This is a genomic window from Pedobacter borealis DSM 19626 (assembly GCF_000708285.2).
Taxonomy (GTDB): domain Bacteria; phylum Bacteroidota; class Bacteroidia; order Sphingobacteriales; family Sphingobacteriaceae; genus Pedobacter; species Pedobacter borealis.
The window spans coordinates 39,089-65,784 of sequence record NZ_JAUG01000007.1; the positions used below are offsets into that span (position 1 = coordinate 39,089).

Annotated in this window: 22 protein-coding genes and 1 riboswitch; of the genes, 8 read left to right on the plus strand and 14 right to left on the minus strand. The window is 38.9% G+C overall.

Annotated features, from left to right (window positions below; genetic code table 11):
• Window positions 1–75: 75 nt before the first annotated feature.
• The 8 genes from AW17_RS03665 to pckA form a co-directional block, all read right to left on the minus strand.
• Window positions 76–1,788 (minus strand): tetratricopeptide repeat protein, encoded by a 1,713-nt coding sequence (locus tag AW17_RS03665; RefSeq protein WP_029274765.1) that lies wholly within the window; start codon window positions 1,786–1,788, stop codon window positions 76–78.
• Between the two features lie 78 nt (window positions 1,789–1,866).
• Window positions 1,867–2,772: a PstS family phosphate ABC transporter substrate-binding protein gene (locus tag AW17_RS03670; RefSeq protein WP_029274766.1), complete on the minus strand. Its 906-nt coding sequence runs from the start codon at window positions 2,770–2,772 to the stop codon at window positions 1,867–1,869.
• 8 nt (window positions 2,773–2,780) lie between these two features.
• Window positions 2,781–3,008 carry a hypothetical protein gene (locus AW17_RS03675; protein WP_029274767.1) on the minus strand — a complete coding sequence of 76 codons (228 nt, stop codon included), beginning with the start codon at window positions 3,006–3,008 and terminating at the stop codon, window positions 2,781–2,783.
• Between the two features lie 6 nt (window positions 3,009–3,014).
• Window positions 3,015–3,833, minus strand: a complete 819-nt coding sequence (locus tag AW17_RS03680) for an energy transducer TonB (RefSeq protein ID WP_029274768.1) — start codon at window positions 3,831–3,833, stop codon at window positions 3,015–3,017.
• Between the two features lie 18 nt (window positions 3,834–3,851).
• On the minus strand, window positions 3,852–4,358 hold the full coding sequence (locus AW17_RS03685; protein WP_029274770.1) for an ExbD/TolR family protein: 507 nt from the start codon (window positions 4,356–4,358) through the stop codon (window positions 3,852–3,854).
• Window positions 4,359–4,361: 3 nt separating this feature from the next.
• Window positions 4,362–4,976 (minus strand): biopolymer transporter ExbD, encoded by a 615-nt coding sequence (locus AW17_RS03690; RefSeq protein WP_029274771.1) that lies wholly within the window; start codon window positions 4,974–4,976, stop codon window positions 4,362–4,364.
• A 78-nt stretch (window positions 4,977–5,054) separates the two neighbouring features.
• Window positions 5,055–5,885 carry a MotA/TolQ/ExbB proton channel family protein gene (locus AW17_RS03695; RefSeq protein WP_029274772.1) on the minus strand — a complete coding sequence of 277 codons (831 nt, stop codon included), beginning with the start codon at window positions 5,883–5,885 and terminating at the stop codon, window positions 5,055–5,057.
• Between the two features lie 298 nt (window positions 5,886–6,183).
• Window positions 6,184–7,779: a phosphoenolpyruvate carboxykinase (ATP) gene (gene pckA, locus AW17_RS03700; protein WP_051691616.1), complete on the minus strand. Its 1,596-nt coding sequence runs from the start codon at window positions 7,777–7,779 to the stop codon at window positions 6,184–6,186.
• A gap of 1,196 nt (window positions 7,780–8,975) precedes the next feature.
• On the opposite strand from pckA, the gene thrA reads away from it, so the two are divergent.
• The 5 genes from thrA (at window position 8,976) to AW17_RS03730 (ending at window position 14,978) form a co-directional block, all read left to right on the plus strand.
• The gene (gene thrA / locus AW17_RS03710) at window positions 8,976–11,429 is read left to right on the plus strand and encodes a bifunctional aspartate kinase/homoserine dehydrogenase I (protein WP_029274775.1); all 2,454 of its coding nucleotides are present in this window, start codon (window positions 8,976–8,978) and stop codon (window positions 11,427–11,429) included.
• Between the two features lie 4 nt (window positions 11,430–11,433).
• Window positions 11,434–11,892 (plus strand): DinB family protein, encoded by a 459-nt coding sequence (locus tag AW17_RS03715; RefSeq protein WP_029274776.1) that lies wholly within the window; start codon window positions 11,434–11,436, stop codon window positions 11,890–11,892.
• A gap of 15 nt (window positions 11,893–11,907) precedes the next feature.
• Window positions 11,908–12,840 carry a homoserine kinase gene (locus AW17_RS03720; RefSeq protein ID WP_029274777.1) on the plus strand — a complete coding sequence of 311 codons (933 nt, stop codon included), beginning with the start codon at window positions 11,908–11,910 and terminating at the stop codon, window positions 12,838–12,840.
• An 88-nt stretch (window positions 12,841–12,928) separates the two neighbouring features.
• The gene (gene thrC, locus AW17_RS03725; RefSeq protein WP_029274778.1) at window positions 12,929–14,236 is read left to right on the plus strand and encodes a threonine synthase; all 1,308 of its coding nucleotides are present in this window, start codon (window positions 12,929–12,931) and stop codon (window positions 14,234–14,236) included.
• A 199-nt stretch (window positions 14,237–14,435) separates the two neighbouring features.
• The gene (locus tag AW17_RS03730; RefSeq protein WP_029274779.1) at window positions 14,436–14,978 is read left to right on the plus strand and encodes an REP-associated tyrosine transposase; all 543 of its coding nucleotides are present in this window, start codon (window positions 14,436–14,438) and stop codon (window positions 14,976–14,978) included.
• A 249-nt stretch (window positions 14,979–15,227) separates the two neighbouring features.
• On the opposite strand, the gene AW17_RS03735 is transcribed toward AW17_RS03730, so the two are convergent.
• From AW17_RS03735 to murQ, 6 genes are all read right to left on the minus strand, one after another.
• Window positions 15,228–15,497, minus strand: coding sequence for a hypothetical protein (locus AW17_RS03735; RefSeq protein WP_029274780.1), 270 nt, complete (start codon window positions 15,495–15,497; stop codon window positions 15,228–15,230).
• A gap of 432 nt (window positions 15,498–15,929) precedes the next feature.
• Window positions 15,930–16,883: a methylenetetrahydrofolate reductase [NAD(P)H] gene (metF, locus tag AW17_RS03740; RefSeq protein ID WP_029274782.1), complete on the minus strand. Its 954-nt coding sequence runs from the start codon at window positions 16,881–16,883 to the stop codon at window positions 15,930–15,932.
• A gap of 69 nt (window positions 16,884–16,952) precedes the next feature.
• Entirely contained in the window at window positions 16,953–20,654 is a 3,702-nt protein-coding gene (gene metH, locus AW17_RS03745) for a methionine synthase (protein ID WP_029274783.1), read from the minus strand.
• Between the two features lie 137 nt (window positions 20,655–20,791).
• Window positions 20,792–20,896, minus strand: a riboswitch (SAM riboswitch).
• 113 nt (window positions 20,897–21,009) lie between these two features.
• On the minus strand, window positions 21,010–21,765 hold the full coding sequence (locus AW17_RS03750; RefSeq protein ID WP_029274784.1) for a Bax inhibitor-1/YccA family protein: 756 nt from the start codon (window positions 21,763–21,765) through the stop codon (window positions 21,010–21,012).
• A 37-nt stretch (window positions 21,766–21,802) separates the two neighbouring features.
• Window positions 21,803–22,369 carry a hypothetical protein gene (locus AW17_RS03755; protein ID WP_029274785.1) on the minus strand — a complete coding sequence of 189 codons (567 nt, stop codon included), beginning with the start codon at window positions 22,367–22,369 and terminating at the stop codon, window positions 21,803–21,805.
• Between the two features lie 95 nt (window positions 22,370–22,464).
• Window positions 22,465–23,268 (minus strand): N-acetylmuramic acid 6-phosphate etherase, encoded by an 804-nt coding sequence (gene murQ / locus AW17_RS03760; protein WP_029274786.1) that lies wholly within the window; start codon window positions 23,266–23,268, stop codon window positions 22,465–22,467.
• A gap of 190 nt (window positions 23,269–23,458) precedes the next feature.
• On the opposite strand from murQ, the gene AW17_RS03765 reads away from it, so the two are divergent.
• The 3 genes from AW17_RS03765 (at window position 23,459) to AW17_RS25085 (ending at window position 26,691) form a co-directional block, all read left to right on the plus strand.
• Window positions 23,459–25,066, plus strand: a complete 1,608-nt coding sequence (locus tag AW17_RS03765) for a S41 family peptidase (protein ID WP_029274787.1) — start codon at window positions 23,459–23,461, stop codon at window positions 25,064–25,066.
• 151 nt (window positions 25,067–25,217) lie between these two features.
• Window positions 25,218–26,351: a histidine decarboxylase gene (locus tag AW17_RS03770; protein WP_029274788.1), complete on the plus strand. Its 1,134-nt coding sequence runs from the start codon at window positions 25,218–25,220 to the stop codon at window positions 26,349–26,351.
• Window positions 26,352–26,562: 211 nt separating this feature from the next.
• On the plus strand, window positions 26,563–26,691 hold the full coding sequence (locus AW17_RS25085; RefSeq protein ID WP_280739920.1) for a Rossmann-fold NAD(P)-binding domain-containing protein: 129 nt from the start codon (window positions 26,563–26,565) through the stop codon (window positions 26,689–26,691).
• The last annotated feature ends 5 nt before the right edge of the window (window positions 26,692–26,696 follow it).

The following is a 26,696-nucleotide window of genomic DNA, read 5'->3' on the forward strand; positions in this document are numbered from 1 at the left end:
AAATTTACCTAAACATTAAACGCAAAAAAGGCAGAGTAACTAACTCTGCCTTTTCTAAATTATTTAACTTTAGAATTATTTGCCTTTACCTTTTGGTGGTGCAGGCGCTTGTAATTCTTTCAATCTTGATGCAGCATAAGCATCATTAGGATCTAATGCTAAACTTTTGGTAAAAGCATCAATAGCTTTAGCTTTATCTTTATCTGCATACCAAGCACCTATGTTATTGTAAGATTCAGACAAGTTAGTTTTATTAGTAGCAGTTTCTTCAGGTTTTACCAAACTAACATACTTTTCGAAATACGGCACTCCGGTTCCCTTAGGGTTTGTTTTGTCGTCAACTAAATTTGCGATCCTTCCTCTTACAAAGTAACCCAACGCAAATTCTGGTGATACTTTATTCAAGTGGCTTAATGCAGAATCAGCCTCTACTAAAGCCGCAGTGTTAATTGGTTTTTTCTCCTTTTGAGCCATATAAGCTTCTAAGAATCTAGTATGACCTAAATAGTAATAGTTGGTTAAGGAACCTTTACCATTTGGATTGTATTTAATCGCCAATTGATATATTTCTGCAGATTTACCATATTTTTTTGCTTTCATTAAAGCTAAACCCGCTTCTGCTAATGCATCAGCATTGTTTGAATCAATTTTAGCCGCTTCGATAATATTACCAACAGCTAAACTATCCTGACCTGCTTTTAATTGAGATTTACCTAAATAAAGGTAATCGTTCCCTAAAATTTTATCCTTACTTTTTTCCTTTGCGAAAAATTCAGTCATGTAAGTTAAAGCTTGAGGATAGTTCTTATTCTCATAAGCTGCCCATCCTTTAAGTCTAGCTACAGTACTTGCTTTTGGATTATTAGCAGGAACTTGAATTGAAGAAGCAACTTGTTCTAAAGTTTGGAAATCTTTTGCATAATATAAAAACTGCATATAACGCAATTGGGATTCCAAAGATTTATCGGTTAAATCAAGATATTTTTTATAGTTCTCAATTCCTTTTGTTGCTTTTTCCTTATCTACACCAAAGCTACTCCACTGTAAATACAACTCACCTAACTCGCGGTAAGCAGGGCCGTAGTTTGCATCGGCAGCTATTACATCCAACAATTCTTTCTCCGCCTCTGGAAACGCTCTTGATTCCTTATACATTTTACCAATCTGAGTTTTTGCTCTTCTATTATTAGGATCGATATCGTTTACACGGAAATATGGACCTAATGCCTCTGAATTTTTTTTCTGTAACGCATAGGCATCACCTTGTGCCAAGAAAACCTCTGCATCTTTATCTTTAGCATCTAATTCATCAGCTTTGGTAATGTTAGCCAAAGCGTTAGTGAAATCAGGTTTAGATACATCATCACTAGGTTTATCCTGAGCTAAATACGCTTTACCGATATACAAATAAGTCTTGTAATCTTTTGGCGCCAAAGCTACAGCCTTGTCGAAGTTAGTTTTAGCAGAACTTGGGTTATTAGATAACATATCTGCTTCGCCTAAACCAATTAAGTTTAAGTTGTTTTTTGGATCAGCGGTAACACCTTTGGTAAATACGGCTCTAGCAGAGTCGATGTAACCGGTTTTCAAATAAACCAAACCAAGATTGTAATAGTTATTACCATCTGATGCTTTTGAGCTCACCAAAGATTTCAGCATTGATGATGCTTTCTGATACTGTTCCGCGTCGATGGCTTTTTTCGCGTCATTTAAATCTTGAGCAAAAACTGCAGAACCCATCAACACCAAACCTACATTTAAGGTTATTGCTTTCTTTAAAATTTTCATCGGATATTCTGTTTTTTTATTTAATAAAAATGAAGTGTCTCTTTAGATTTACTTCGTGGTTCAATTTATAATTTTAATTTAATTTCCTTTTGTCAGGTTAATTTGTCTTGGCATTAATTTATGCGGGCCAAGTCCAGATTTAAGCACAATCAATTGTCCCCTCTGACTTCTTAACCATGTTGCAAATCCTGTGCCTAAACCATCTCTTCCTTCGCAATCTATAATATTTATATTTCTTAAGAAAGGATAAACACCGTTAATTAAGTTATCTTGAGTTGGTTTATAGAACTGATCGTCTCCTACCTTGCCTTTTACATTCTTTACGCCCAGCACTTTTATCTGAGAAAGGTATTCGCTCATCTCTGTATCCTTGTCCGTGATCCAATTCACGCCTAAAATACCAATAAAATTTTTATCTTCTGCAATAAGTTTAATTACTTCTTTGCTAGAATTTTTAGAGTAAACACCTGTAGCTGGAAATTGGCTGATATGGGCCAACTCTTTAAAATATTGGAAGGTACTTGAATAAGCGTTATCAAAGACCAATTTTTTATCTGATTTCTTCCCTTGTAATATATCAATCACCTCTTTAACGTTAATTGTACTGTCGATATTGCCGTGATTTGTAATTAAAGCAATACCATCTACAGCAAATCGTGAGGTGTTTATTTTAATATTACGCTGGTTATAATATTTTTCTTCTGCCTTGGTTAATAACCTTGGCAAAACAATTACCCTTACACTATCGTTAAGAAAGGCAGGCAATAATTTTTCTTCAGGTTTTACTGTTGTCTGAAATTTTGCATCGGGATAATCCAAACTAAAAATATCGATCTGATCCTGAACAATCGGTCCAACACTTTCATCAACCAATATTTTTAAGGTACCACTTGTTCTGGTTTCTTTAACTGCATCGGCCTTATTTTTACGTTTGCAGGATACAAGTAAAGCTAATACACAAAATATTAAAAAGAAATTTTTCATTGAGCTGATTAGTCGCGCCTTCCAAGGCTTAAAAGTCTTACAAATGCATAAATAATTAAGAATATACCGATTGCAATGCGGCCCCATTGTGGAATAGTGCTTAAGCGCAGGGCAATTGGTTCGTAAAATATAAATGCAAAGCCCAATACCACATAAAAAACGAACATGACAAGGCCTAAAATGAGCAAAAACCGCTGTTTAGGCGATTTTTGCTTAAAAATATCAAAATTTAACATCTACTATTAGTTCAATGTAAAGTTAACGTTGATGTTGTATTTTACCCTTACCGGCTTACCATTTTGGATACCTGGGTTCCAACGTGGACTAGCTTTCAATACACGGATGGCTTCTTCATCAGTTCCACTACCCAAACCGCGGGTAACCTGGATATCTGTTAATTTACCATCTTTTTCAACAACGAAAGATAAAAATACTTTACCTTGAACGTTGTTTTCTTGTGCCATTGGTGGGTATTTAATTGCTCCTCCTAAGTACTTATAGAATTTAGCAATACCACCTGGGTATTCTGGTTGTTTCTCGATACTAACAAAGTCATAAACCTTATTATCATCAACTGCAACAGCAGCTTCTTTTTTTGGTCCTTCACCTACTGGTTCAGCAATGTTAATTTCTGCTGTTGGATCACCTTTGATATCTCTTTGACCTGGATCTGCTTCCTTCAACTTTTCAACCGTAGGTGGTTCATCATGAACCTCAATATCTGGTTTTACAATTGGAGGTGGCATTTTCACCTGATCAACTTTCGGTGGCGGTGGCTCTACCGGTGGTGGAGGTGGTGTTTTAGGATCTACTGGTGCTGGTGGCGCTAAAATTACTTCTTGTGCTTTTAATTGCTCATCTTCATGATCCATTGAGCCTTTAATCAGGCTATAGATTTTAGGAGAGAAAAATAACACAATAAATATAATAGAGCCGATAATTAATGCTCTTGAGGTGTTGGCACCATTGCTTTTACGCAATTGATACGCACCGTAGGTTTTGTTTTTATCTGCAAAAACCACTTCAAGCCATTCTTTTCTGAATATATCTAACTTCGACATAACTATTGGTTTTACTGATTATAAAATTCCTTTTTCTTTCATGAACTGTTTCTCATTGTCAAGGATGTTATCATCATCGATCTGACGAACCTTAACTTTAAGAATTTCCAGCTCATCCATCATATCTACAAAGTTTTGGAATGTAGAACCTGATGTTGGTTTTACCAGTACAACAAAGTCTCCAGCAACGCCTGAGGCATCAGCTGCTTTTCTATTTTTAACAATAGCATCTTCGATTTGTGAACCAGATTCTATAGTTGGTGCGCTTTCGCCAGCTACTCCCATGTACCATGCTACCTTATTGCTTTTACCCAACAAAATAGTCATTGTTTTACTTGCTTTCAGCTCCAATCTGTTCTCAGGTAACTTTTCGTTTTTATCTGGCTTTGCAATATCCATCGCTTGCGGCGTAGAGATTACTGTTGTTAAGATAAAGAATGTTACCAAAAGAAACATTAGATCCACCATCGGAGTCATATCAACCCTTGGGGTGGCTTTCTTCCCGCCTGTGTTTAATTCTGCCATTTCTTATTTCTTTTTAGCTTCAGAGTTGGTAACCAATAAAAACTTGTTTACACTTTGTTTCTGAAGTACATCAATAATCTTTTTAACTACCGGATATTCTTCTTTTGCATCACCTTTAATACTGATACGCATATCCTGATTATTAATCTCTTTAGTTGCTTTACGGGCATTTAATACCCATGCATTTAACTGATTGTCAGTGGAATCTGAAGGTATACCAGTTTGTATCCCTGGTTTCATACGATCAGCCCCATTCAAGGCAATAAGAGATTTTAAACTCTGGATCGGAACGCCGAAACTTCCTATCGCTGAAAAGCGTTGTATTTCTACTGGAGTGAACGATATTTTGTACTGTTCGCCCATTAGCGCTAATGTTTTCGCTCTTACTTTGACCCCTGCTACTTCGAAGAAAACTTTACCCTGCCCAATGGTTAATATCGCATTGTTTTCTACCGGTACCTTAAACTCATATGTAGATGAAGGTGTAGAAACGGCTAGTGGTTCTGGTTGCCTTGCTGTAGCAGTTAAGATGAAGAAAGTAAGTAACAATGATGCCACATCACACATGGCGGTCATATCTGTTACTGTACTTGTTCTTTTAACTTTAATTCTAGGCATAATATTTTTTACTAGTTTTAATAATGATGATCTTTTTTCCGGTTTTCCATAAAGCCGGTAAAAATTTTTTCAAAATTCTTATTTATGCGAACTAGCGTATGTTTGAACGATGCTGAAACCAGCCTCATCGATAGCGTAAGTTAACTTGTCGATTTTAGAAGTTAATACGTTATACATGATAATTGCCACAGTAGAAACCAAGATACCTGTTGCAGTATTGATCAATGCCTCAGAGATACCTACCGCTAATGCTGACTGATCTGGTGCACCAGAGTTTGCTAAACCGGCGAATGCACGGATCATACCTGTTACTGTACCCAATAAACCTACTAATGTACCAATTGATACCAAAGTTGCAATTACAGTTAAGTTTTGCTCTAACATTGGCATCTCTAAAGCTGTAGCTTCTTCAACCTCTTTTTGGATTGCAACGATTGATTGCTCAACATCCATATTGGTATCTGCTTCAACTTCACTGTATTTTTTCAAGCCAGATTTAATTACGTTAGCAACTGAACCTTCTTGTTTATCACACTCAGCTTTTGCTGCTTCGATGTTACCTGCGCTTAATAAACCTTGTACTTTGCGAATGAAAGTGTCTAAGCTAGATTTTCCACTTGCTTTACCAATAACGATGAAACGTTCGATAGAGAATACAATTACTACTAATAGTAATCCAACTAAGATCGCTACGATAGGACCTCCTTTGTAAGCTGTTCCAAGATAGTTACCAGCTAATGGTAATTTTTCTCTGTCACCATCGATAAAGTTACTTCCTTCTCCGAATACGAATCTCCAAACACAGAATCCAATGATAATACAAATTGGAATAACGAATGTTGCAAATACATTTGAAGCACTAGAAGAGCTCTCTTTTTTAACAGTTGTTGGTTTTGGTGCGTTTGCCATTTTTTTTGAAATTTTAGTTTTAGTTCTTGTTTTTAATTTTTAGCTGTTTTTTTCTTTTGTACTACACTCAACGTTTCATATCCGAAATTGTTGCGAAAAACAAATTTATAAATTGATTTTAAATTACAAATTAATAAATCAATAAGCAATTAAATCGTTACTTAGAATTTAGTTTCGGTAAATCACCAAGGGTGTATAACAAAAAAATTGCCCCAGCCGAGGCAATTCTTTCACAATAAAAACTAAAAAAAAATCGAATTGCAAATTTTTCGCTCAAAAAATGCATTTTAAAGTGCATTTAACATAATTTTAACGCTTCGTGTCTGCTTTTTGGTACTTTTGTCAGTTCGAACTGCTTGAAATTCTCTTTAAAGGCATCCGACAGTTCGTAGGCTTTCAAAAAGTATTCTTCCTGATTGCTCCATGTTTTAGAGGGGTCTAAAATTTCGTCCGGCACCCCAGGACAATTTAACGGCATCATCAATTTAAATACATGATGTTGCTTATATTTATTATGATCTAAGTCTCCATTTAACGCTGCCGTAATCATCGCTCTGGTATAACTTAATTTCATCCTTTTACCTACGCCGTAAGCTCCACCGCTCCAACCCGTATTTACTAACCATACGTTTACCTGGTGTTTTTCCATCTTCTCGCCCAATAGTGCGGCATATCTAGATGGGTGCAATGGTAAGAAGGCTTTACCAAAGCAAGCCGAAAACGTTAACTGAGGTTCTGTCACCCCTGTTTCTGTTCCTGCAACCTTGGCTGTATATCCGCTCATAAAGTGGAACATGGCCTGTTCTACATTCAATTTTGAAATTGGAGGCAATACGCCAAACGCATCTGCAGTTAAGAAAAAGATATTTTTCGGAACAGCCGCTATTGATGGTAAAATCGCATTGTCAATATAATCTATTGGATAAGCCACGCGGGTATTTTCCGTTTTACAGATATTGCTATAATCAACCTCCTTTGTACCTGGAAAAAAATTAACATTCTCTAGCAAGGAGCCAAATTTGATCGCCTTAAAGATCTGAGGCTCTTTTTCTTCGGTTAAATCAACACATTTTGCATAGCAACCGCCTTCGAAGTTAAATATAGAAGCTTTACCCCAACCATGTTCATCATCACCTATCAATCCTCTTTCGGGATCGGCAGACAAGGTGGTTTTTCCCGTCCCTGACAAGCCGAAGAATATAGCGGTATCGCCATTTTTACCCACATTGGCCGAACAGTGCATGGATAGCGTGTTCTTATATACTGGCAGGATAAAGTTTAAAACAGAAAAAATTCCTTTTTTAATTTCGCCGGTATAGCCAGTTCCCCCGATCAAAATCATTTTCCTGGTAAAGTTGATGATGGAGAAGTTTTCCTGTCTGGTTCCGTCAATAGCCGGATCGGCCAAAAAACCTGGCGCAGCAATGATGGTCCACTCTGGCGTGGTCCCCAAACGATCCTCTTCAGGGCGGATAAACAAATGATGAGCAAAAAGATTCTGATAAGCAGTTTCTGTAATTACCCGAATGGATATATCGTAATCCGGGTTGGCACAGGCTGAAGAATCGCGGACATAAATTTTCTTATCTTCAAGGTAATTTGTTAGCTTATAAAACAGCTGATCGAATTTCTCCGGAGAAATTTTAATGTTTACATCGCCCCACCAAACCTGATCTTCGGTTACTTCGTCGCATACAATAAAACGGTCTTTAGGAGAACGTCCGGTAAACTTTCCGGTATCAACCGCCAGCGCTCCTGAAGCAGCCAGCGTACCTTCTTTATTTAATAAGGCATCATCAATTAATTCCGTTGGAGATAATTGGTACTTTACAGCAATGTTTCCACCTAGATTTAAATAGCTTAAATCTGGCGTTTGCAGTTTCTTTTTGCTCATAACAATAAGTTAGTTAGTACAGCAAAGGTAAATACTTATCTTCCACAAAAACTAGTTTTGAAGCGTAATTTTTTACATATTGTAGCAAATACACTATTATGTAAACATTTTATTTACAGATATTTACATTCATTTTTACAAGGTAAAAAAAATTAAAAAATTACACTAAGTACAATCTGTTAAATGGTTTTAGCTGGTTTAAACTTTTAATAGGTAAGGTTTTGAAAATCAATGATGTATTGTTAAATGATTAAATATTGATACCCCGCCAGAGGAGCTATCGTGCGGACACATCTTTTTAATCTAATTTGTTTTTAGTTCCTTATGCCTAAGGCGATCGTCATGCTGTCCCGAATGTTCGGGATCAGCATCTTTACTGCTATTAACTGGCCTTGATCCCTTAAGAAGGCACAAATGTCTTTTCTTTTGTGCAACTGTTTTTTTGATTTCTCCGCCACTTGGGATTGACGGCGATCTTCTGTAAAACCTTTGCTTTATTAAAGTTGGTTAGCAAAACGCATAAAAACCCAAACCAAAAGATGTGTCCACACGATAGCTCCAGAGGAGGGGAATTAGACGCTGGAAAGGTAACCCACTTAAATAGTACCACAACCCGAATTTGACTAAACCTGATAAAAGCGGCAGCTCCCGATCTCACCAACAACAAAACTGCACTACCATCGGGACTAAAGCGGTTAGCAGGGCTGTGGTAGCGGGAGTATTGCTACAGTATCTTTTCCAATAAAGCCAACGGTTGTATACCTTTAATTATAGGAAAAATCTGAGTGGGAGAAATGCCATAGTGGATTTTAACCACCCCGCCCTCCGGGCACCCCTCCAAAGGAGGGGAATAATGCGGCTATTTCATCTGTGTAAACGTTTTAATAGAAATTTCGAAATAAAAATTAAAAAACATTTGCATTTTAAAAAAATAATCTCCTACTTTACGGTGTACAAAGTACACAAAGACAAGATGAATTTTAACACTTCGATTATTACAACGATTATTATTACCACCGGTATAAACCAGCGGGGCTAATTTGTTGTAAATTGAAAAAACATAAAACACAGAAAGCGTCCCGATGAAAATCGGGACGCTTTTTTTTTAACCCATGCTGAATGAAACCTGCACAAGCAACAATACAAACGATGAAATAATTTGCTCAGCATCAAACAGTTAAAACCAATATAAACTAATGAAAGTACTCAAATTCGGCGGCACATCCGTAGGTTCGGCCGAGAACATTAAAACCCTCTTACGCCTGGTTGGCGAAGAAAAACAGAAGAACAGCCCGGTAGTTGTATTATCGGCAATGAGTGGTGTAACCAATTTACTTACCGATATGGCCGAAATGGCCGAGCGTGGAGAAGATTACGACGCCCATTTAAAAGAAATCGAAGCAAAACACTTTGCTGTAATCCGCTCGCTTTTACCTGCGGCTGCACAAAACCCTGTGTTTACACGTTTAAAGATCTTTTTTAACGAATTGGAAGATCTGTTACAGGCTGTGGCCAATCTGCGCGAACTGAGCTTGCAGACCAAAGATCAGATTTTAAGTTACGGCGAACGCTGCTCTACTTTTATGATCAGCCACATTGCTTCTCAAAATTTTGGCGATACGCTTTATGTTAACGGTTCTGACCTGATTAAAACCGACAGCAACTTCGGTCAAGCGAAAGTAGATACCGAATTGACTGAAATGCTGATCAACAATTTTTACCAGGAAAATAAAGGCAAAGTACTTTTTGTTACTGGGTTTATAGCAAGCAATGCAGCAGGCAGGGTAACAACTTTAGGCCGTGGTGGCTCTGATTATACCGCAGCAGTATGGGGTGCAGCTTTAAATGCCGAAGAAATAGAGATATGGACGGACGTAAACGGTATGATGACTGCTGACCCACGCATTGTGAAAAAGGCTTTCTCGTTACCGGAGTTAAGCTACACCGAAGCCATGGAACTGAGTTATTTTGGGGCGAAAGTGATCTATCCACCAACAATGATCCCTGCTTTTATGAAAAAGATTCCGATTGTGATCAAAAACACTTTCGAACCTGATTTCGCAGGAACTTATATCAAAAGCGATGTTAAAGCATCGAGTTTACCCATAAAAGGAATTTCCTCTATCGATCATATCAGCATTATTAACCTAACTGGTAGTGGTATGGTGGGCAAGGCAGGTTTTAGCGGACGATTATTCTCGCTGCTTTCGCGCGAACAGATCAATGTAGTATTGATTACCCAGTCTTCATCAGAACATAGCATTACCTTCGCTGTTAAACCAACAGATGCTTCACAGGCGATCTCTTTAATCAAAAAAGAGTTTGAACTGGAGTTAGATGCTAAAAAACTAGAGCTGCCAGAAGTTGAAAATAACCTTTCAGTTTTGGCCATTGTTGGCGAAAATATGAAACGTACACCAGGTATGAGCGGACGTTTGTTCAGCGCTTTAGGCCGCAACGGTATCAATGTAAGGGCTATTGCTCAGGGATCTTCAGAATACAACATTTCGGTAATCATCAGCAAAGACGATTTATCGAAAGCAGTAAATGCAGTGCACGACGCTTTCTTTACCGACCTGAAAAGAACACTGAATGTTTTCTGCCTGGGCACAGGAAACATTGGCAAAACCATGTTTAACCAACTGAAAGAACAGATGCCTTTCTTAGCGGCGAATAACGATCTACAGGTTAAGATAACGGGTATCAGCAATACACGCAAAATGATTTTCAATACTGACGGTCTGTCTTTAGAAAATTGGGAGACAGAACTGAATACAAATGGTGAACAGGCAGATTTAGCGGGTTTTGTTGCCAAAATGAAAGCGCTAAACTTACCAAACTGCGTTTTTGTAGATAACACCGCTGCAGAATCGCCAATAGAATTTTATCAGGGCATATTCGAAAGCAGCATTTCGGTAGTAACCTGCAATAAAAAAGGAAATTCGGCAGATTTTGCCCAGTATAAATCATTTAAAGATACCGCCCGCAAATTTGGTGTAGATTTTTATTATGAAACCAATGTTGGTGCAGGCCTGCCAATCATCCGTACACTGCGCGAGCTGATGATGAGCGGTGATAAGGTAGCGCGGATTGAAGCGATTTTATCAGGAACCATTTCTTACATCTTCAATAATTTTAAAGGTGATGCCGGTTTTTACGAAACTGTAAAGGAAGCGCAAGAACTGGGTTATACTGAACCAGATCCTCGCGACGACTTAAATGGAAAAGATTTTATGCGTAAAATGCTGATCCTAGCCCGTGATGCTGGTTATCCATTAGAAGCCAGTGATGTAAAAATCGACAACATTTTGCCAGAAGCATGCTTAAATGCTACATCGGTTGAAGATTTCTATTCTGAATTACAGGCGAATGCAGCTTACTTCGAAAATTTAAAAAATACCGCAGCCAACGATGGAAAAGTTTTGCGTTACATCGGTAAGCTTGAAAATGGAAATGTAGAAATCAGCCTGCAAATGGTTGACGACAGTCATCCTTTTTATATGCTATCGGGAAGTGATAATATTATCTCTTTTACAACCGATCGTTACAAAACCCGCCCGTTGGTAGTAAAAGGCCCTGGTGCAGGTGCAGAAGTTACCGCTGCCGGAGTTTTTGCGGATATCATTAACGTAGGTACTTTAAATAAGTAGCAAGATGAATTCGGTTTTAGACAAAAAGAACGAGATCCTTCAGCTGGTTAATCAGGCGATGATCGATTTCAAAAATATTCCGGATGAGGCCTGGAATAATAAACCGCAGCTTTTAAAATGGTCTAAAAAGGAACTGTTGGGGCATTTGGTAGATAGTGCAGTTAATAACATCCGTCGTTTGGTTGTTGGACAATACGAACAAGGGGTTAAAATTATTTATCATCAGGATGAATGGGTAAACTACCAAAACTACCAGGGGGCAGCCATTGCGGAAGTTATAATGCTTTGGAAGTTATTAAACTATCAGATTAGCCGGGTAATTGAAAATATTCCAGAGGAAAAGCTTCAAAATACCTGCGACACAGGAAAAGGGAAAATAGAAATGCACACCCTTTCTTTTTTTATCGATGATTACTTAGTGCATTTGAAATATCATTTAAACCAAATAACGCTTAACAAATAGCTAAGCCAATTAATAATGAAAAATAGTATAAAAGTTTTCGCTCCGGCAACCGTTGCAAACGTAGTTTGTGGTTTCGATGTACTGGGTTTCGCTGTAAACGAACCTGGTGATGAAGTTGAAATGCGATTTACCGATACAGCTGGTGTGGTGATCAAAAGAATTACTGGCGATGATGGCCGTTTGCCTCTAGATGCAGCGAAAAATACCGTAAGTGCCAGTGTTCAACATTATTTAAAGCATATAAACCGTTTAGATGTTGGTGTAGAAATTGAACTGCACAAGAAAATGCCTATTGGCAGTGGATTGGGCTCAAGCTCGGCCAGTACAGTAGCTGGTTTATTTGCCATTAACAAATTAATGGGCGACTTATTAACCACTAAAGAGCTGGTTCCTTTTGCCATGAAAGGCGAAGAACTTGCCTGCGGTTATGGCCATGCCGATAACGTTGCCCCTGCATTGTTGGGCGGCTTTGTACTGGTGAGAAGTTACGAACCGCTTGATGTGATTTCTTTACCTACGCCTGCCGGCATGTATGCGGCAATTGTTTATCCAGAGGTAGATGTACCAACCAAAGATGCACGCCAAATGATCCGCAGTAAAGTCGCATTAAAAGATGCGGTTACCCAGTGGGGAAATGTTGCAGGTTTAGTGAGTGGATTGTTCATGAATGATTTTGATTTAATTGGAAGGAGCATGAAAGACGTTCTGGTAGAACCAACACGTTCGATCTTGATACCTGGTTTTGAAGAAATGAGAAAACTGGCGATGGAAAATGGGGCAATCGGCTTCGGAATTTCAGGTTCGGGTCCATCTGTTTTCGCATTGACTCAAGATGAAGAAACAGCTAGAAAAATAACAAAATCGCAACAGCAACATTTACATAAAATAAATATTAACAGCAAAGCTTTTGTATCTCCGGTTAACGCGGAAGGACCGAGAGTGATGTAAATAAGGCCTAAGGTAGAAAGCGTAGGGCGTAGGGTTGTACTCGGCGCCATAACCCTAAACCTTACACCCCTAAACCCTATACCTCAAAATGAAACTATACTCAACCAACAATAAAGATTTACGTGTTTCTTTCAAAGAAGCTGTTTTTAACAGCATGCCGCAGGATAAAGGCTTATATATGCCTGTTGAAATCCCACAGCTTGACCCCGAATTCATCCAGAATATAGAAAAATATTCTCTGCCTGAAATTGCTTACAAGGTAGCTTCAACTTTATTAAAAGATGAGATCCCTTCAGATGATTTAAAAGCTTTAATTGATGATGCTATTAATTTTGAAGCTCCTGCCGTTAAATTAGATGACAAAACCTTTGTGCTCGAATTGTTCCACGGTCCATCTTTGGCCTTTAAAGATTTTGGCGCCCGTTTTATGAGTCGTGTGATGGCTTATTTCTTAAAAGACGGCGAACAACTTTTAGATGTTCTGGTTGCTACTTCTGGCGATACCGGTGGCGCAGTGGCTTTGGGTTTCTTGGGTGTGCCGAACACCAGAGTAACTATTCTTTACCCGGAGGGGAAAGTGAGCCCGATACAGGAACTGCAGTTAACCACCAACGGCGAAAACATTAGGGCCGTTGAAGTTAAAGGTACTTTTGATGACTGCCAGGCTTTGGTTAAACAAGCTTTTGCAGATGATGAGTTGAATGCTAAATTTAGATTGACTTCTGCCAATTCGATTAATATTTCGCGATTAATTCCGCAAACATTTTATTATTTCAATACTTATGCCCAACTGAAAAAGCAAGGTTTTAAAGACGTGGTGTTTTCTGTACCAAGTGGAAATTTCGGAAATATTGGAGCAGGTTTACTGGCCTATAAATTAGGATTACCTGTTAAACAATTTATAGCAGCTACCAATGTTAATGATACCGTTCCGCGCTTTTTAGAGAGTGGCGTATATGAAACGAAACCATCTACACAAACCTACTCGAACGCGATGGATGTAGGGGCACCAAGCAATTGGGTACGCATTATGGATCTTTTTAATCAGGATGTAGAAGCCATCAAAAAGGTGGTTACCTCTTATCGTTTTACTGATGATGAAACATTAGAAGGGATCAAAGAAATTGACAGCAAGTTAAACTATGTGGCTTGTCCGCATACTGCGATTGCCTATTTAGCCGTTGAAAAATACAGGAACGAAAATCCCGCAGACCAAAGTGCCGCAGTTTTCTTATCTACTGCACATGCTTGTAAGTTCCCTGATATTTTCCCTGCAGATGTTGCGGCTAAAATCGAAATCCCTGAACAGGTAAAAACTTTAGAAAGTAAACCAAAACATGCTGATCAGTTAGGAGTGGATTTTGAAGGGTTTAAAAAGTATTTGTTAAAAGGGTAGTATAAAAGGAATCGTTAGTCGGGATTTGTAATCCCGACTTTTGAGCTAAGGATTTTTAATCCTTAACAAAAAAACAACGCTTAAGCTTAAATCGGATTATAAATCCGAGGTACAAAGATCCGGAATTACAAATCCGGACCAACTTCTTTAGAACTAAGGATTTTTAATCCTTATATTATTTGTTAAAAACTCATGAATTATGGCTTTCAAATACGCTGTAACAGATCAGAATGATCTTTATTTCATTACTACAACAGTAGTTGGATGGATTGATGCCTTTACACGTAAAGAACTTGCAGATGTTATTATTGAAAGTTTAAAATACTGTCAATCTGAAAAGGGATTAATTATTTATGCATGGTGTTTAATGCCAAGCCACTTACATATGATTGTTAGCGCTGAAGAAAATTACAAACTTTCGGACATTATCAGGGATTTTAAAAAATTTACCTCTAAAAAGATTATAAAAACGATTGGAGAAATTAATGAAAGTAGAGAATGGCTCTTAGATAAGTTTTCATTTGCTGCCCGGATCAATATCAAAAACAAAGAATATAAATTTTGGCAGGATGGTTTCCATCCAATTGTTTTATACTCAAATGAATTTAAAGATCAAAAATTAGATTACATTCATAATAATCCCATTGAGTCGGGAATTGTTTCGGAAGCAGAACATTATAACTACAGTTCGGCTGTAAACTATGCTGGTGGTTTAGGCCTGTTGGAAGTTGTTTATTTATGATTAGAAATTTATAAACCAGATTACAAATCTGGGGCACAATCAGTCCGGATTACAAATCTGGGCTAACGCCGCTAGTCGGGATTTGCAATCCCGTCTTTTGAGCTAAGGATTTTTAATCCTTAAAAAAACCACTCAAAATTACCTTAAACTAGATTGCAAATCTGAGGTACAACCGATCAGGATTACAAATCCTGACCAACTTGAGTACAATCGGTCCGGATTACAAATCCGGACCAACTACCTAAAAAATTATTTAGCATTTTGCGATTTTAGTGTTTTCAACTCACGCTTAAGTGCTTCAATTTGCTGCTGTTGTTCCTTTATGCTGGCAACCAAAAGCGGGATTAAACTTTCATAATCTACCTTGGTAATAGTAGCATTTTTTGCCTGATCGTAGATAGTCGACAGCCAATCGCCAGCAATAGCCGCAGGTGTTGTTCCTCCGGTTACAAAACCCCAGTACCTTGGCCCAGACGAGGCCACCATAATGGGTTCGAAGCGCTGGTTAAATTGTTTCAAGACTTTAAGTGTACCAAAACCTCGCTCGCTTAAATCCCGAATAATCTCTACTTCAGCAGAACTGGCCGTAGGCCGTCATGAATTTGGTTTAAATAATCTATTCCCTGTTGGTTAACTTCTGTTAGTATGGCATCAAGGTTTTGTTGGTCGATATTTAGATTATTCATGATTATTGAATTTGATATTCTAGAGTCGGGATTACAAATCCCGACTAACCAGGTTTTGTTGGTCGAGATTTAAAATCTCGACGTTATGTACTGTAGTTTAAAATCCACTAAAGGATAATCCAAAGGACGGGATTGCAAATCCCGACTAACGAAACGTTTTGTTCGTCGAGATTTGTAATCTCGACGTTATGTACTGTGGATTTTAAATCCACTAACAGATAATCCAAAGGACGGGATTGCAAATCCCGACTAACCAGTCAGCTCATTAAAATATAGCTTTCGCAATTTTTTTGGTCTGTTCAGGGCGGCCCATGGTGTAAAAGTGTAGTACCGGGGCACCGAAATCAATCAGTTCTTTACATTGTTTAATCATGGCTTCGGTACCTATTTCTTTTGCCTCATTATTATTTTTAGCGTGCGATAGTGCATCCGTTAACTCATCAGGTAAGTCAATGTGAAAAATCTTAGGCAGTACATTTAACTGCGATAAGGTACTAATCGGCTTCAAACCTGGTATAATTGGAATATTGATATCGTTTTCCCTGCATTTTTTTACAAAGTCGAAATACTTCTGATTATCGAAAAACATCTGCGTAACAATAAACTCTGCCCCTGCTTCAACTTTCTTTTTCAGGTATTTGAAATCAGTACTCATGTTAGGTGCTTCGAAGTGTTTTTCAGGATAGCCAGCCACACCGATACAGAAATCGCTTTTAAAGGTTTCTATATCTTCGTGGAGAAACTTACCTTCATTATGGTTCTTGATATGCTCAATCAAATCTGTAGCATAACAGTGTCCGCCAGGCGTTGGCACGAAATTCCCATCTGCCTTACGGGCATCGCCTCGCAAAGCCAAAACATTATCAATACCCAAAAACTGTAAATCAATCAATGCATTTTCGGTTTCTTCTTTGGTAAATCCACCGCAAATAAGATGTGGAACGGCATCTACCTTATATTTATGGATAATGGCAGCACAAATGGCAATGGTTCCCGGGCGCTTACGATAAGATACCTTTTGTAGCAAACCATTCGCCTGTTCTTTATAAATGTAATCCTCGCGGAGCGAAGTTACATCAATAAAAGGAGGATTAAATTCTAATAATGGCTCTATCGCATCATAAATCCATTGTATACTTTGCCCTTTAATAGGCGGCAATAGTTCAAAAGAGAACAAGGTTTTACCCTTTGCGTTTTTTATATGGTCTGTAATCTTCATACCCCAACCCCTAAAGGGGCTTTAAATTTTTAATTTGTAAACGATTCCCTCCCCTTTAGGGGCTGGGGGTTAATAAGCTAAATTTGGACTTAACCACCGCTCTACTTCTTCAACCGGCATATTCTTTCTGATGGCGTAATCTTCAATCTGATCTTTGGTAATTTTTCCTAATCCAAAATACCTCGAATCGGGATGCGCGAAATAAAACCCACTTACCGCCGCTGTTGGATACATGGCATAACTTTCGGTTAAGTGAAGTCCAATTTTATTCTCCGCATCAAGCAATTGGAATAAAGTTCCTTTTTCGGTGTGTTCCGGACAGGCAGGATAACCTGGCGCGGGACGGATACCTGCATATTCTTCCTTAATCAGTTCCTGATTGCTCAGATTTTCATCTTGTGCATAACCCCAGTATTCTTTACGCACACGTTCGTGCAAGCGTTCTGCGAAAGCTTCAGCCAAACGATCTGCCAATGCTTTAGCCATTATACTATTGTAATCATCGTAATTGGATTCGAACTCATTTACCAGTTCATCAATCCCGATACCAGCGGTTACAGCAAAACCACCAAAATAATCCTGAATACCACTTTCTTTCGGTGCAATAAAATCAGACAAAGCATAATAAGGCTGCCCATCTACTTTTTCGGCCTGCTGGCGGAGGGTGTGGATAGTTACCAGTTTGGAGTTCTCAGTTTTCAGTTCTGAGTCATTTGACAACTGATCACCGGCAACTGTTAACTGAATATCGTCTCCTACCGCATTTGCTGGCCAGAAACCAATTACGGCTCTTGCTGTTAACAGTTTTTCGTCGAGGATGCGTTTTAATAAAGTCTGTGCATCATCAAAAAGTTTCTTTGCCTCATCCCCTACATTTTTATCATCGAAAATTTTCGGATAACTGCCACGGAGTTCCCAGGTATGGAAAAACGGCGTCCAATCGATATAGGGAACCAGTTCTTCTAAGGGGTAATTATCAAACACCCTTGTGCCTGTAAATTCCGGAACGGGTAGGTTAGGTTGAAAATCGATCTTAAATTTATTTGCACGCGCTTCTTCTAAGGTTTTAAAACGTTTATCCGATCGCTTATTTAAATGCGCTTCGCGGGCTTTGTCATATTCTGCTCTGATACCTGCCACATAATCGTCTTTTGTTTCAGGATTCATCAAGGTGCTGCAAACAGTAACACTTCTGGAAGCATCTAACACGTGGATAGCAGGACCTGAATAATTTGGCGCTACTTTTACAGCAGCATGGATTCTTGAAGTAGTGGCCCCACCGATAATTAAGGGAATGGTAAAACCTTCGCGCTCCATTTCTTTGGCAAAGTGAACCATTTCATCAAGTGATGGTGTAATCAATCCACTTAAACCAATAATATCGGCTTTTATTTCTTTGGCTTTTTTGATGATTTCCTGCGCAGGAACCATCACGCCCATATCAACAATTTCGAAGTTATTACAAGCCAATACTACACCCACAATATTTTTTCCAATATCGTGCACATCGCCTTTTACAGTGGCCATTAAAACTCTTCCTGCAGATGAACTTTGATCCTGATCGGGATTATCCAGTTTTTCCTGTTCGATAAATGGCAATAAATAGGCTACGGCTTTTTTCATTACCCTTGCCGATTTTACCACTTGTGGCAAGAACATTTTTCCGGCACCGAATAAATCACCCACAATGTTCATCCCATCCATCAACGGTCCTTCGATTACCTGAATCGGGCGGGCATATTTTTGCCTGGCCTCTTCCACATCATCATCCAGGTATTCTACAATTCCCTTTACTAAAGAATGCGATAACCGCTCTTCAACAGAACCTTTTCTCCACTCTTCATCTTTAACTACCTCTTTACCTTTCGATTTTACGGTATCGGCATATTCTACCAAACGCTCTGTAGCATCGTCTCTTCGGTTTAAAAGTACATCCTCTACCCTTTCTAACAATTCGGGTGGAATTTCCTGATAAACTTCTAACATCCCTGCGTTTACGATCCCCATATCTAAACCAGCCTGAATGGCGTGATAAAGAAATGCGGAGTGCATTGCTTCGCGAACGGTATTATTTCCCCTGAAAGAGAAAGAAATATTAGAAACCCCTCCACTCACTTTAGCATGAGGTAGGTTTTCTTTGATCCAACGGGTGGCATTTATAAAATCGACAGCATAATTATTATGCTCTTCTAATCCGGTTGCCACCGTTAAGATGTTCGGATCGAAAATAATATCCTCTGCCGGGAAACCGATTTCGTGTACCAGAATATCGTAACTTCTTTTACAGATTTCTTTTCTGCGTTCGTAATTATCGGCCTGTCCCTGCTCATCAAAAGCCATTACTACTACCGCAGCACCGTATTGCATAATTTTGCGTGCACTTTCGCGGAATTTATCTTCCCCTTCTTTCAATGAGATAGAGTTTACAATTCCTTTTCCCTGCAAACATTTTAAGCCATTTTCAATAACCGACCATTTGGATGAATCGACCATGATGGGCAATTTGGCAATATCAGGTTCAGAGGCAATGAGGTTTAAGAATTTGGTCATTGCTGCTTCCGAATCCAACATCCCCTCATCCATATTCACATCGATTACCTGCGCACCACCTTCAACCTGTTGTAAGGCAACGGCCAGTGCCGCTTCATAATCGCCGCCCAAAATCAGTTTAGAGAATTTTGGAGATCCGGTAATATTTGTTCTTTCACCAATATTTACAAAAATGCTCTCAGGAGTGATGGTTACAGGCTCCAATCCGCTTAAACGCATGTAAGGCTCAAGAACAGGTATTTTCCGAGGCTCAGCTTTTCTCGCATTTTTGGCAATACAGCCAATGTGCTCTGGCGTGGTACCACAACAACCACCCACAATATTGACAAAACCAGAGGCAATAAAATCATCAACCAAATGTGCCGTTTCATGCGGCTGTTCATCATAAGCACCAAACTCGTTTGGCAAACCTGCATTTGGATAGGCCGAAACATAACAGCCTGCTTTTGCAGCAAGCTCCTCAATATGCGGGCGCATTTCTTTGGCACCCAAAGCACAATTGAAACCGATACTTAATGGTTTTGCATGCATTACAGAGTTTAAGAAAGCTTCGGCAGTTTGACCTGAAAGTGTTCTTCCGGAGGCATCGGTAATGGTACCAGAAATCATGATCTCCAGTTTACGGCCAATTACCTCTTCGTATTTTTTAATGGCTACAATAGCCACTTTAGCATTTAAAGTATCGAAAATGGTTTCGATTAATAATACATCAGAACCACCATCTACCAAACCACGCACCTGCTCATAATAAGCGGCTTCCAGTTCGTCAAAATAAACTGCCCTAAAACCAGGATCGTTTACATTCGGCGACATGGAAAGGGTACGGTTGGTTGGGCCAATAGCACCAGCAACAAAACATTTGCGGTCTGGATTTGCAGCCATGAACTCGTTTACGGCTTCTTTTGCCACCCGCGCACCTTCAAAACTCATTTCGTAAGAAAGGTCTTCCATCTGGTAATCGGCCATGGAAATGCGCTGTGTACTGAACGTATTGGTTTCGATAATATCGGCACCAGCGGCCAGATACTCCAGGTGTATGGTTTTAATAATATCCGGGCGTGTGATGTTGAGCAAATCATTATTGCCTTTTACATCACAGGGATGGTTTTTAAATCGTTCCCCTCTAAAATCTTCTTCGGTTAAGGTATATCGCTGAATCATGGTACCCATCGCACCATCAATCACCAAAATACGTTTTTCTAATTCTTCTCTTATGCTCATTCTTGTCGTTAGATATGAGAATTGAGATATGTGATATGAGAATTATTAAGCACAACTTATCGCTCAAATCTCATGTCTCCCATCTCAAATCTCAAAAAAAGCTTATTTAAAAAGTTGGTACGTGAATCGTAATCCTAAACTTATCTGTTTCCGCTATTTGCAGAATAGAATTTAGCACCTTGTATGGTTACAGGTTGCTAAGACTTCGTTGGGTCTAATCCCTCCGTCTTTCTTAATAAGCATACAAAAATGCAACAAAGCAACATCAATTCCAAAATTTATCGCTTTGCTACCAAATAAAATTACAAAGGCCACGCAAAACTGCGCAGCCTTAAGAATATTATTCTGTTAGTGATTACTTTCTGCTTCCGAAAATACGAAGTAAGAAAAGGAAGATATTTAAGAAATCTAAGTATAAAGACAACGCAGCTACAATAGCCATTTTTTTAGATTCAATCTGAAGAACCTGTTCGCCGCTAGCTTCGATCCCTTCACCAATTCTTTTGATTTTTTGCACATCATAAGCTGTTAATGCCGTAAATATGGCAATACCAATGAATGCCATAAACAAACTGAACTGCTCACTTTGAACAAACATATTAATTACACTGGCAATCACTAACCCAATTACACCAACCATTAAAATCGGGCCAAATTTACTTAGATCTATATTGGTTGTGTAACCCATAAATGCCATAATTCCAAATATTCCTGCAGCCCCTGCAAAACAGCTCACCACTGAACCTGAGGTATAAGTTAATAAGATAAAACTTAAACTAACTCCTGTTAATACCGAGTAAAGCACAAAAACGCCAATTAACGCCGGCAATGATAATCTACTTAAACCGAATCCCATTAATAAAACCAGTCCAAGTGGTGCAAACATGGCTACATAACCAAAAATTGACATGCTCACTTTACCAGTTGTTGGATTAATATTTAAAAGGTATTGCATTAATTCAGCATTTGTACCAAATAAATAGGCCGCGACTGTTGACAAACTCAATGCTACGAACATCCATAAGAAGACGTTGGCAAAGAATTTTTTAGAAACAGATTTTTCCTGTACAAAAACACTGTCTTTTTGATATTGATAATTTTGTTGTTCCATTTTAAATTTGTGTATTTAACTATATAAAAATAAATATTTAGTTTAATCTTTTTGTCAGCAATTCTTCAACTTTTTTAAAGAACTGTAAAGGTTTTAATGTGCGCCAGGGCAGATTGTCAAATGCACCACCAAAGTTAATGTAATAATCGATGTTATTATCGCGAAACTCGGTGATTACGTGTTCCTGGAAATTCACCCCAACAATCCAGCCATCTTCTACCTCCTGAAACCACTCTTCGTAATAACTGTCATCTGAAGCATGAAAATTCAGTATATTTTCGCCGATCAGGATAAATTTATTAATGCCTTCATCCATCATCAGCTCTAAAATATCACGCTTCATTAACATAATATCGTTGTTAATGGCATCGTTCCATTCTCCTATAAATTCTATAACGGCATAACTGCGATCATAATCGGCGTATAACACCTTCATGTATAGGGTATTCGAACCAAACTCGTCCCATTGCGGGTGCAGTAAAAAATTGTAAATCTGCTTATCGAAGTAAAGTTCTGAATATTCGGTATTGTAAAATGGCGAACGCTCATCTTCTGCCGAAATATAATCATCTCTCCACTGGTAATAAGGCTCAATTTCGTGCATATACTTTAATTATTGAATGAGTCGATTTTGAATGATAGAATATCAAAGTTATTCCCACATTCTATCATTTACTCCCTCTATCCTTCTCTCATTTCTTAGTGTCCTGCTTCAACTGCTTTACGTACACTTCCATAACGGGTTAACAACTCAGCTGCTTCATCGTATCCTATATTTAGTTCATCGGCCACCATTTGTGTACCGCGGTCTACGAGTTTATGATTGGTTAACTGCATATCGACCATTTTATTGCCAACTACACGCCCCAACTGAACCATAACGGTAGTGCTTAACATATTTAATACCATTTTTTGCGCCGTACCAGATTTCATGCGGGTAGAGCCGGTTACAAACTCAGGGCCAACCACCACTTCAACCGGAAAATCCGATTCTGCAGCAATTGGTCCGCCGGTATTGCAAACGATGCAACCTGTTAAAACACCATGCTTACGTGCCGTGTTTAATCCGCCGATTACATATGGCGTAGTACCTGAGGCTGCCAGGCCAACCAAACAATCTTTCTCGTTAATTTCAAATTCCTGAAGGTCTTTCCAGGCTTGTTCGGCGTCATCTTCAGCAAATTCTACTGCTCTTCTAATGGCTGTATCTCCACCGGCAATAATTCCAACAACCCAATCAAAAGGAACACCGTATGTAGGTGGGCATTCTGATGCGTCTACTACACCTAAACGACCACTAGTACCCGCACCTATATAAAAGAGACGGCCACCTTTTTTCATTCGCTCGGCCACTGCCGATGTTAATTTTTCGATCTGAGGCAAAGATTTTTCAACTGCAAATGCTACAGTTTTATCTTCGTTATTAATGCCCTGCAAAACTTCTAACACCGACATCTGATCGATGTGGTTATAGTTAGACTCTTGCTCGGTAACTCTATTCATAAATTTAATTTTGATAAAATTCGGTAAATTCTTTCTAAAAACTACCCTAAAAACCCAAAAATATCTGTCATAAATTTCAACCTATCGCTCCATCACGTTAATTATTGTTAAATATTATAAACAAAAGACATGAAAATGCAGTTAAAAAATATATCAACTCGCTAATTTTCATAAATTTGCAGTAACGCTGATGAAAAAAAACACCCGAAATAACATACTGATCGCTGTAAGCTATTCTGTAATTTTAATAGTGGGCATGTTTTTGGGCATAAAATTTATTAAAGATCAAGGTTTTGGCGTTAAAAAGAGCCCTCAACTCGCCAACAACAGCGATGAGAAATTAAATGAGATCTTACACATCATCAACGGTAATTATGTTGATGACATCAATACCGATTCGCTTCAAAACTTACCCATAGATAGCGTTCTACACCAACTCGATCCACATAGTGTTTACCTGCCGCCAACCGATGCGCAGGACATGACCGATAACCTGGAAGGGAACTTTGAAGGTGTGGGCATAGAATATTATATGCTTAACGATACCATGATGGTTACCGGCGTGGTTAAAGATGGCCCTGCTTACCAGGCGGGGATAAAACTGGGCGATAAAATTCTGAGTATTGATACGGCAGTTGTAAGTGGAAGAAACTTACCAAAAGACCAACTTACGGGCCGTTTTAAAGGCAGATCAGGAACAGGTGTTAGCGTGGTGCTTTTACATTCAGGTGCACCGCAAAGTAACCGCATTATGGTTACCCGCGGCAAAGTAAACATCAGCAGTATTGATGCGGCCTACATGATCAATAACGAAACAGGTTATGTAAGGATCAGTAAATTTGGCGCCAATACCGATAACGACTTCTCTGTTGCCGCCAACAACCTGAAAGCAAGGGGCATGAAAAAACTGATTCTTGATTTGCGTGACAATGGAGGTGGTTATTTTACTGCTGCTACAGGTTTGGCCGATCAGTTTTTAGCTGAAAACAAACTTATTGTATATACACAGGGTAAGCATGAGCCGCGTACCGATTATTTCTCTACGGGCACCGGAGCTTTTCAAAATGGTAAACTGGCCATCCTGATTAATGAAAATACCGCTTCGGCCAGCGAAATTGTAGCCGGAGCCATCCAGGATCTGGGCCGAGGAATTATTGTTGGCCGCCGCTCCTTTGGTAAAGGATTGGTACAAGAGCAATTTGCTTTTGGCGACGGCTCTGCATTGAACTTAACCATCGCTAGATATTACACACCATCAGGGCGCAGTATCCAAAAGTCGTATAAAAAAGGTTACGACGCCTACAAACATGAATTAGACGAACGCATGATGGATGGCGAGCTCACCGGAGACCGTACCTCTTTTCAAGATTCTATTGAGAAAACAGAGGGTGTAACCGTTCAGCCCACCAGAAAAATCAAACCTCTTGGTGGTATCCAGCCAGATGTATTTGTAAAATTAGACACGAGTGGCTACAACAAGTTTTACAGCAATTTAGTGAGCAAAAAAGTGCTTTCTGATTATGTATTTAATGTACTTACCAATAAGTATAGCGCCAGTTTTGTAGAGCAGAACATCAATATCTTTACTATAAATGATAACGACTTTAAAGACTTTATCGGGTATCTTCAACGCAAAAATGTAGCGATAGACCGTTTTCAATTGTATAATTCGAAAAATGTGATCTTGAATGATCTAAAAGCTTTGCTTTGCCGTTACTATCTTGGCGATGTAGGCTATTACAAGGCTGCAAACCAAACCGACAACGCCGTAAGACTAGCATTACTTAACCTTCAATAGCCATATTTTATATGCTATGGCGGATAAATCCAGCCGTTAAAAAGGATTTTAATTTTACAAATACAACCATATTCAATACAATATTCTTAATTTAAGACAAAAAATAATACTATATTTTGTTTTATTAATTTTGCCAGCAAATCATATCTTTATGGAAGCGAGCAAATTAAAGGAAAAGGACCAACAGGTATTAAATGATCTGTTAGCGCATGTTAAGAAACAGACCGATTTATTTTTAGGTTATCCCGTTTCAAAGGACTTCGATTATCAATCACTTTCAGATTTTTTAAAATACCCGATGAACAACCTGGGTGATCCTTTTGTTACTTCGACCTATGGTGTAGGCTCGCGTGAACTCGAAAAAGAAGTAGTCCAGTTTTTTGCTGAACTTTTCCGTGCCCCTGCAGATAACTGGTGGGGTTATGTAACCAATGGTGGCTCAGAAGGAAATCTTTATGGCTTGTATCTTGCCCGAGAATTACATCCAAAAGGAATGGTTTATTACTCCGAAGCTACACATTATAGCGTACAAAAGAACCTGCACCTACTCAACATGTCAAATATCGTTATCCGTACCCAGGAAAATGGAGAAATCGATTACGAAGATCTTGAACACACCATTAGGATGAACCGCCACATGCCTGTTATCATCATGGCCAATATTGGCACCACCATGACCGAAGCACGTGATGATGTAGCCAAAATTAAAAGCATCTTAAAAAAACTGGCTATCCAACATTATTATATCCATGCCGATGCTGCACTTTCTGGCACCTACAGTGCATTGATTGAACCCAGACCAGCATTCGACTTTGAAGATGGCGCAGACAGCATCGCCATTAGCGGTCACAAGTTTTTTGGCTCGCCGATGCCTTGCGGTGTGGTGATTGCCAAAAAATCAAACCGTGATCGGATTGCCCGTTCGGTGGCTTACATCGGAAGTGTTGATACCACCATTACCGGATCTAGAAATGGCCATAGCCCCTTATTTTTATGGCACACCATTAAACGTTTGGGTATAACAGGTTTAAAAACCAGAGCCATGCACAGTTTAGCAACTGCAGCTTATACCGAGCAAAAACTTAAAGTGCTGGGTATTGCCGCATGGCGAAACACGAATGCCATAACTGTAAACTTTCCTACCCCATCTGCAACAATCTGTAAAAAATGGCAGCTGGCAGCTGAGCAAGGAAATTCGCATATCATCTGCATGCCCAACGTTACGCAAGCGCATATCGATCTCTTGATTGCTGACCTTGAAGCTGAAATTGTGTTGCAGGATTGATGTTATGCAAACATTTTAATGACCCCGATGTTTAATAACGACGCTAATTAGTATTTACACGTTAAACACACCTCGTGATAAGAATTGTACTATGGCTATCAATTTCCCGCTGATCAAGCAGATTAACGCAGCGTAAAATTCCAAATCAGCGCTTTTCTGCGAAATTTGAGGGGAAATTATGTGTACCTTTTTATGTTAAACATAATACTGTATGAAAATAATAATTGTAGGCGCGACAGGCACATTGGGCAAAAAAGTAGCGGAAGCTTTTGCGCAAAAACATGAGGTCATCCACGTTGGAAATACCAAAGGCGATGTTCAGGTAGATATTACCAATTAAGCATC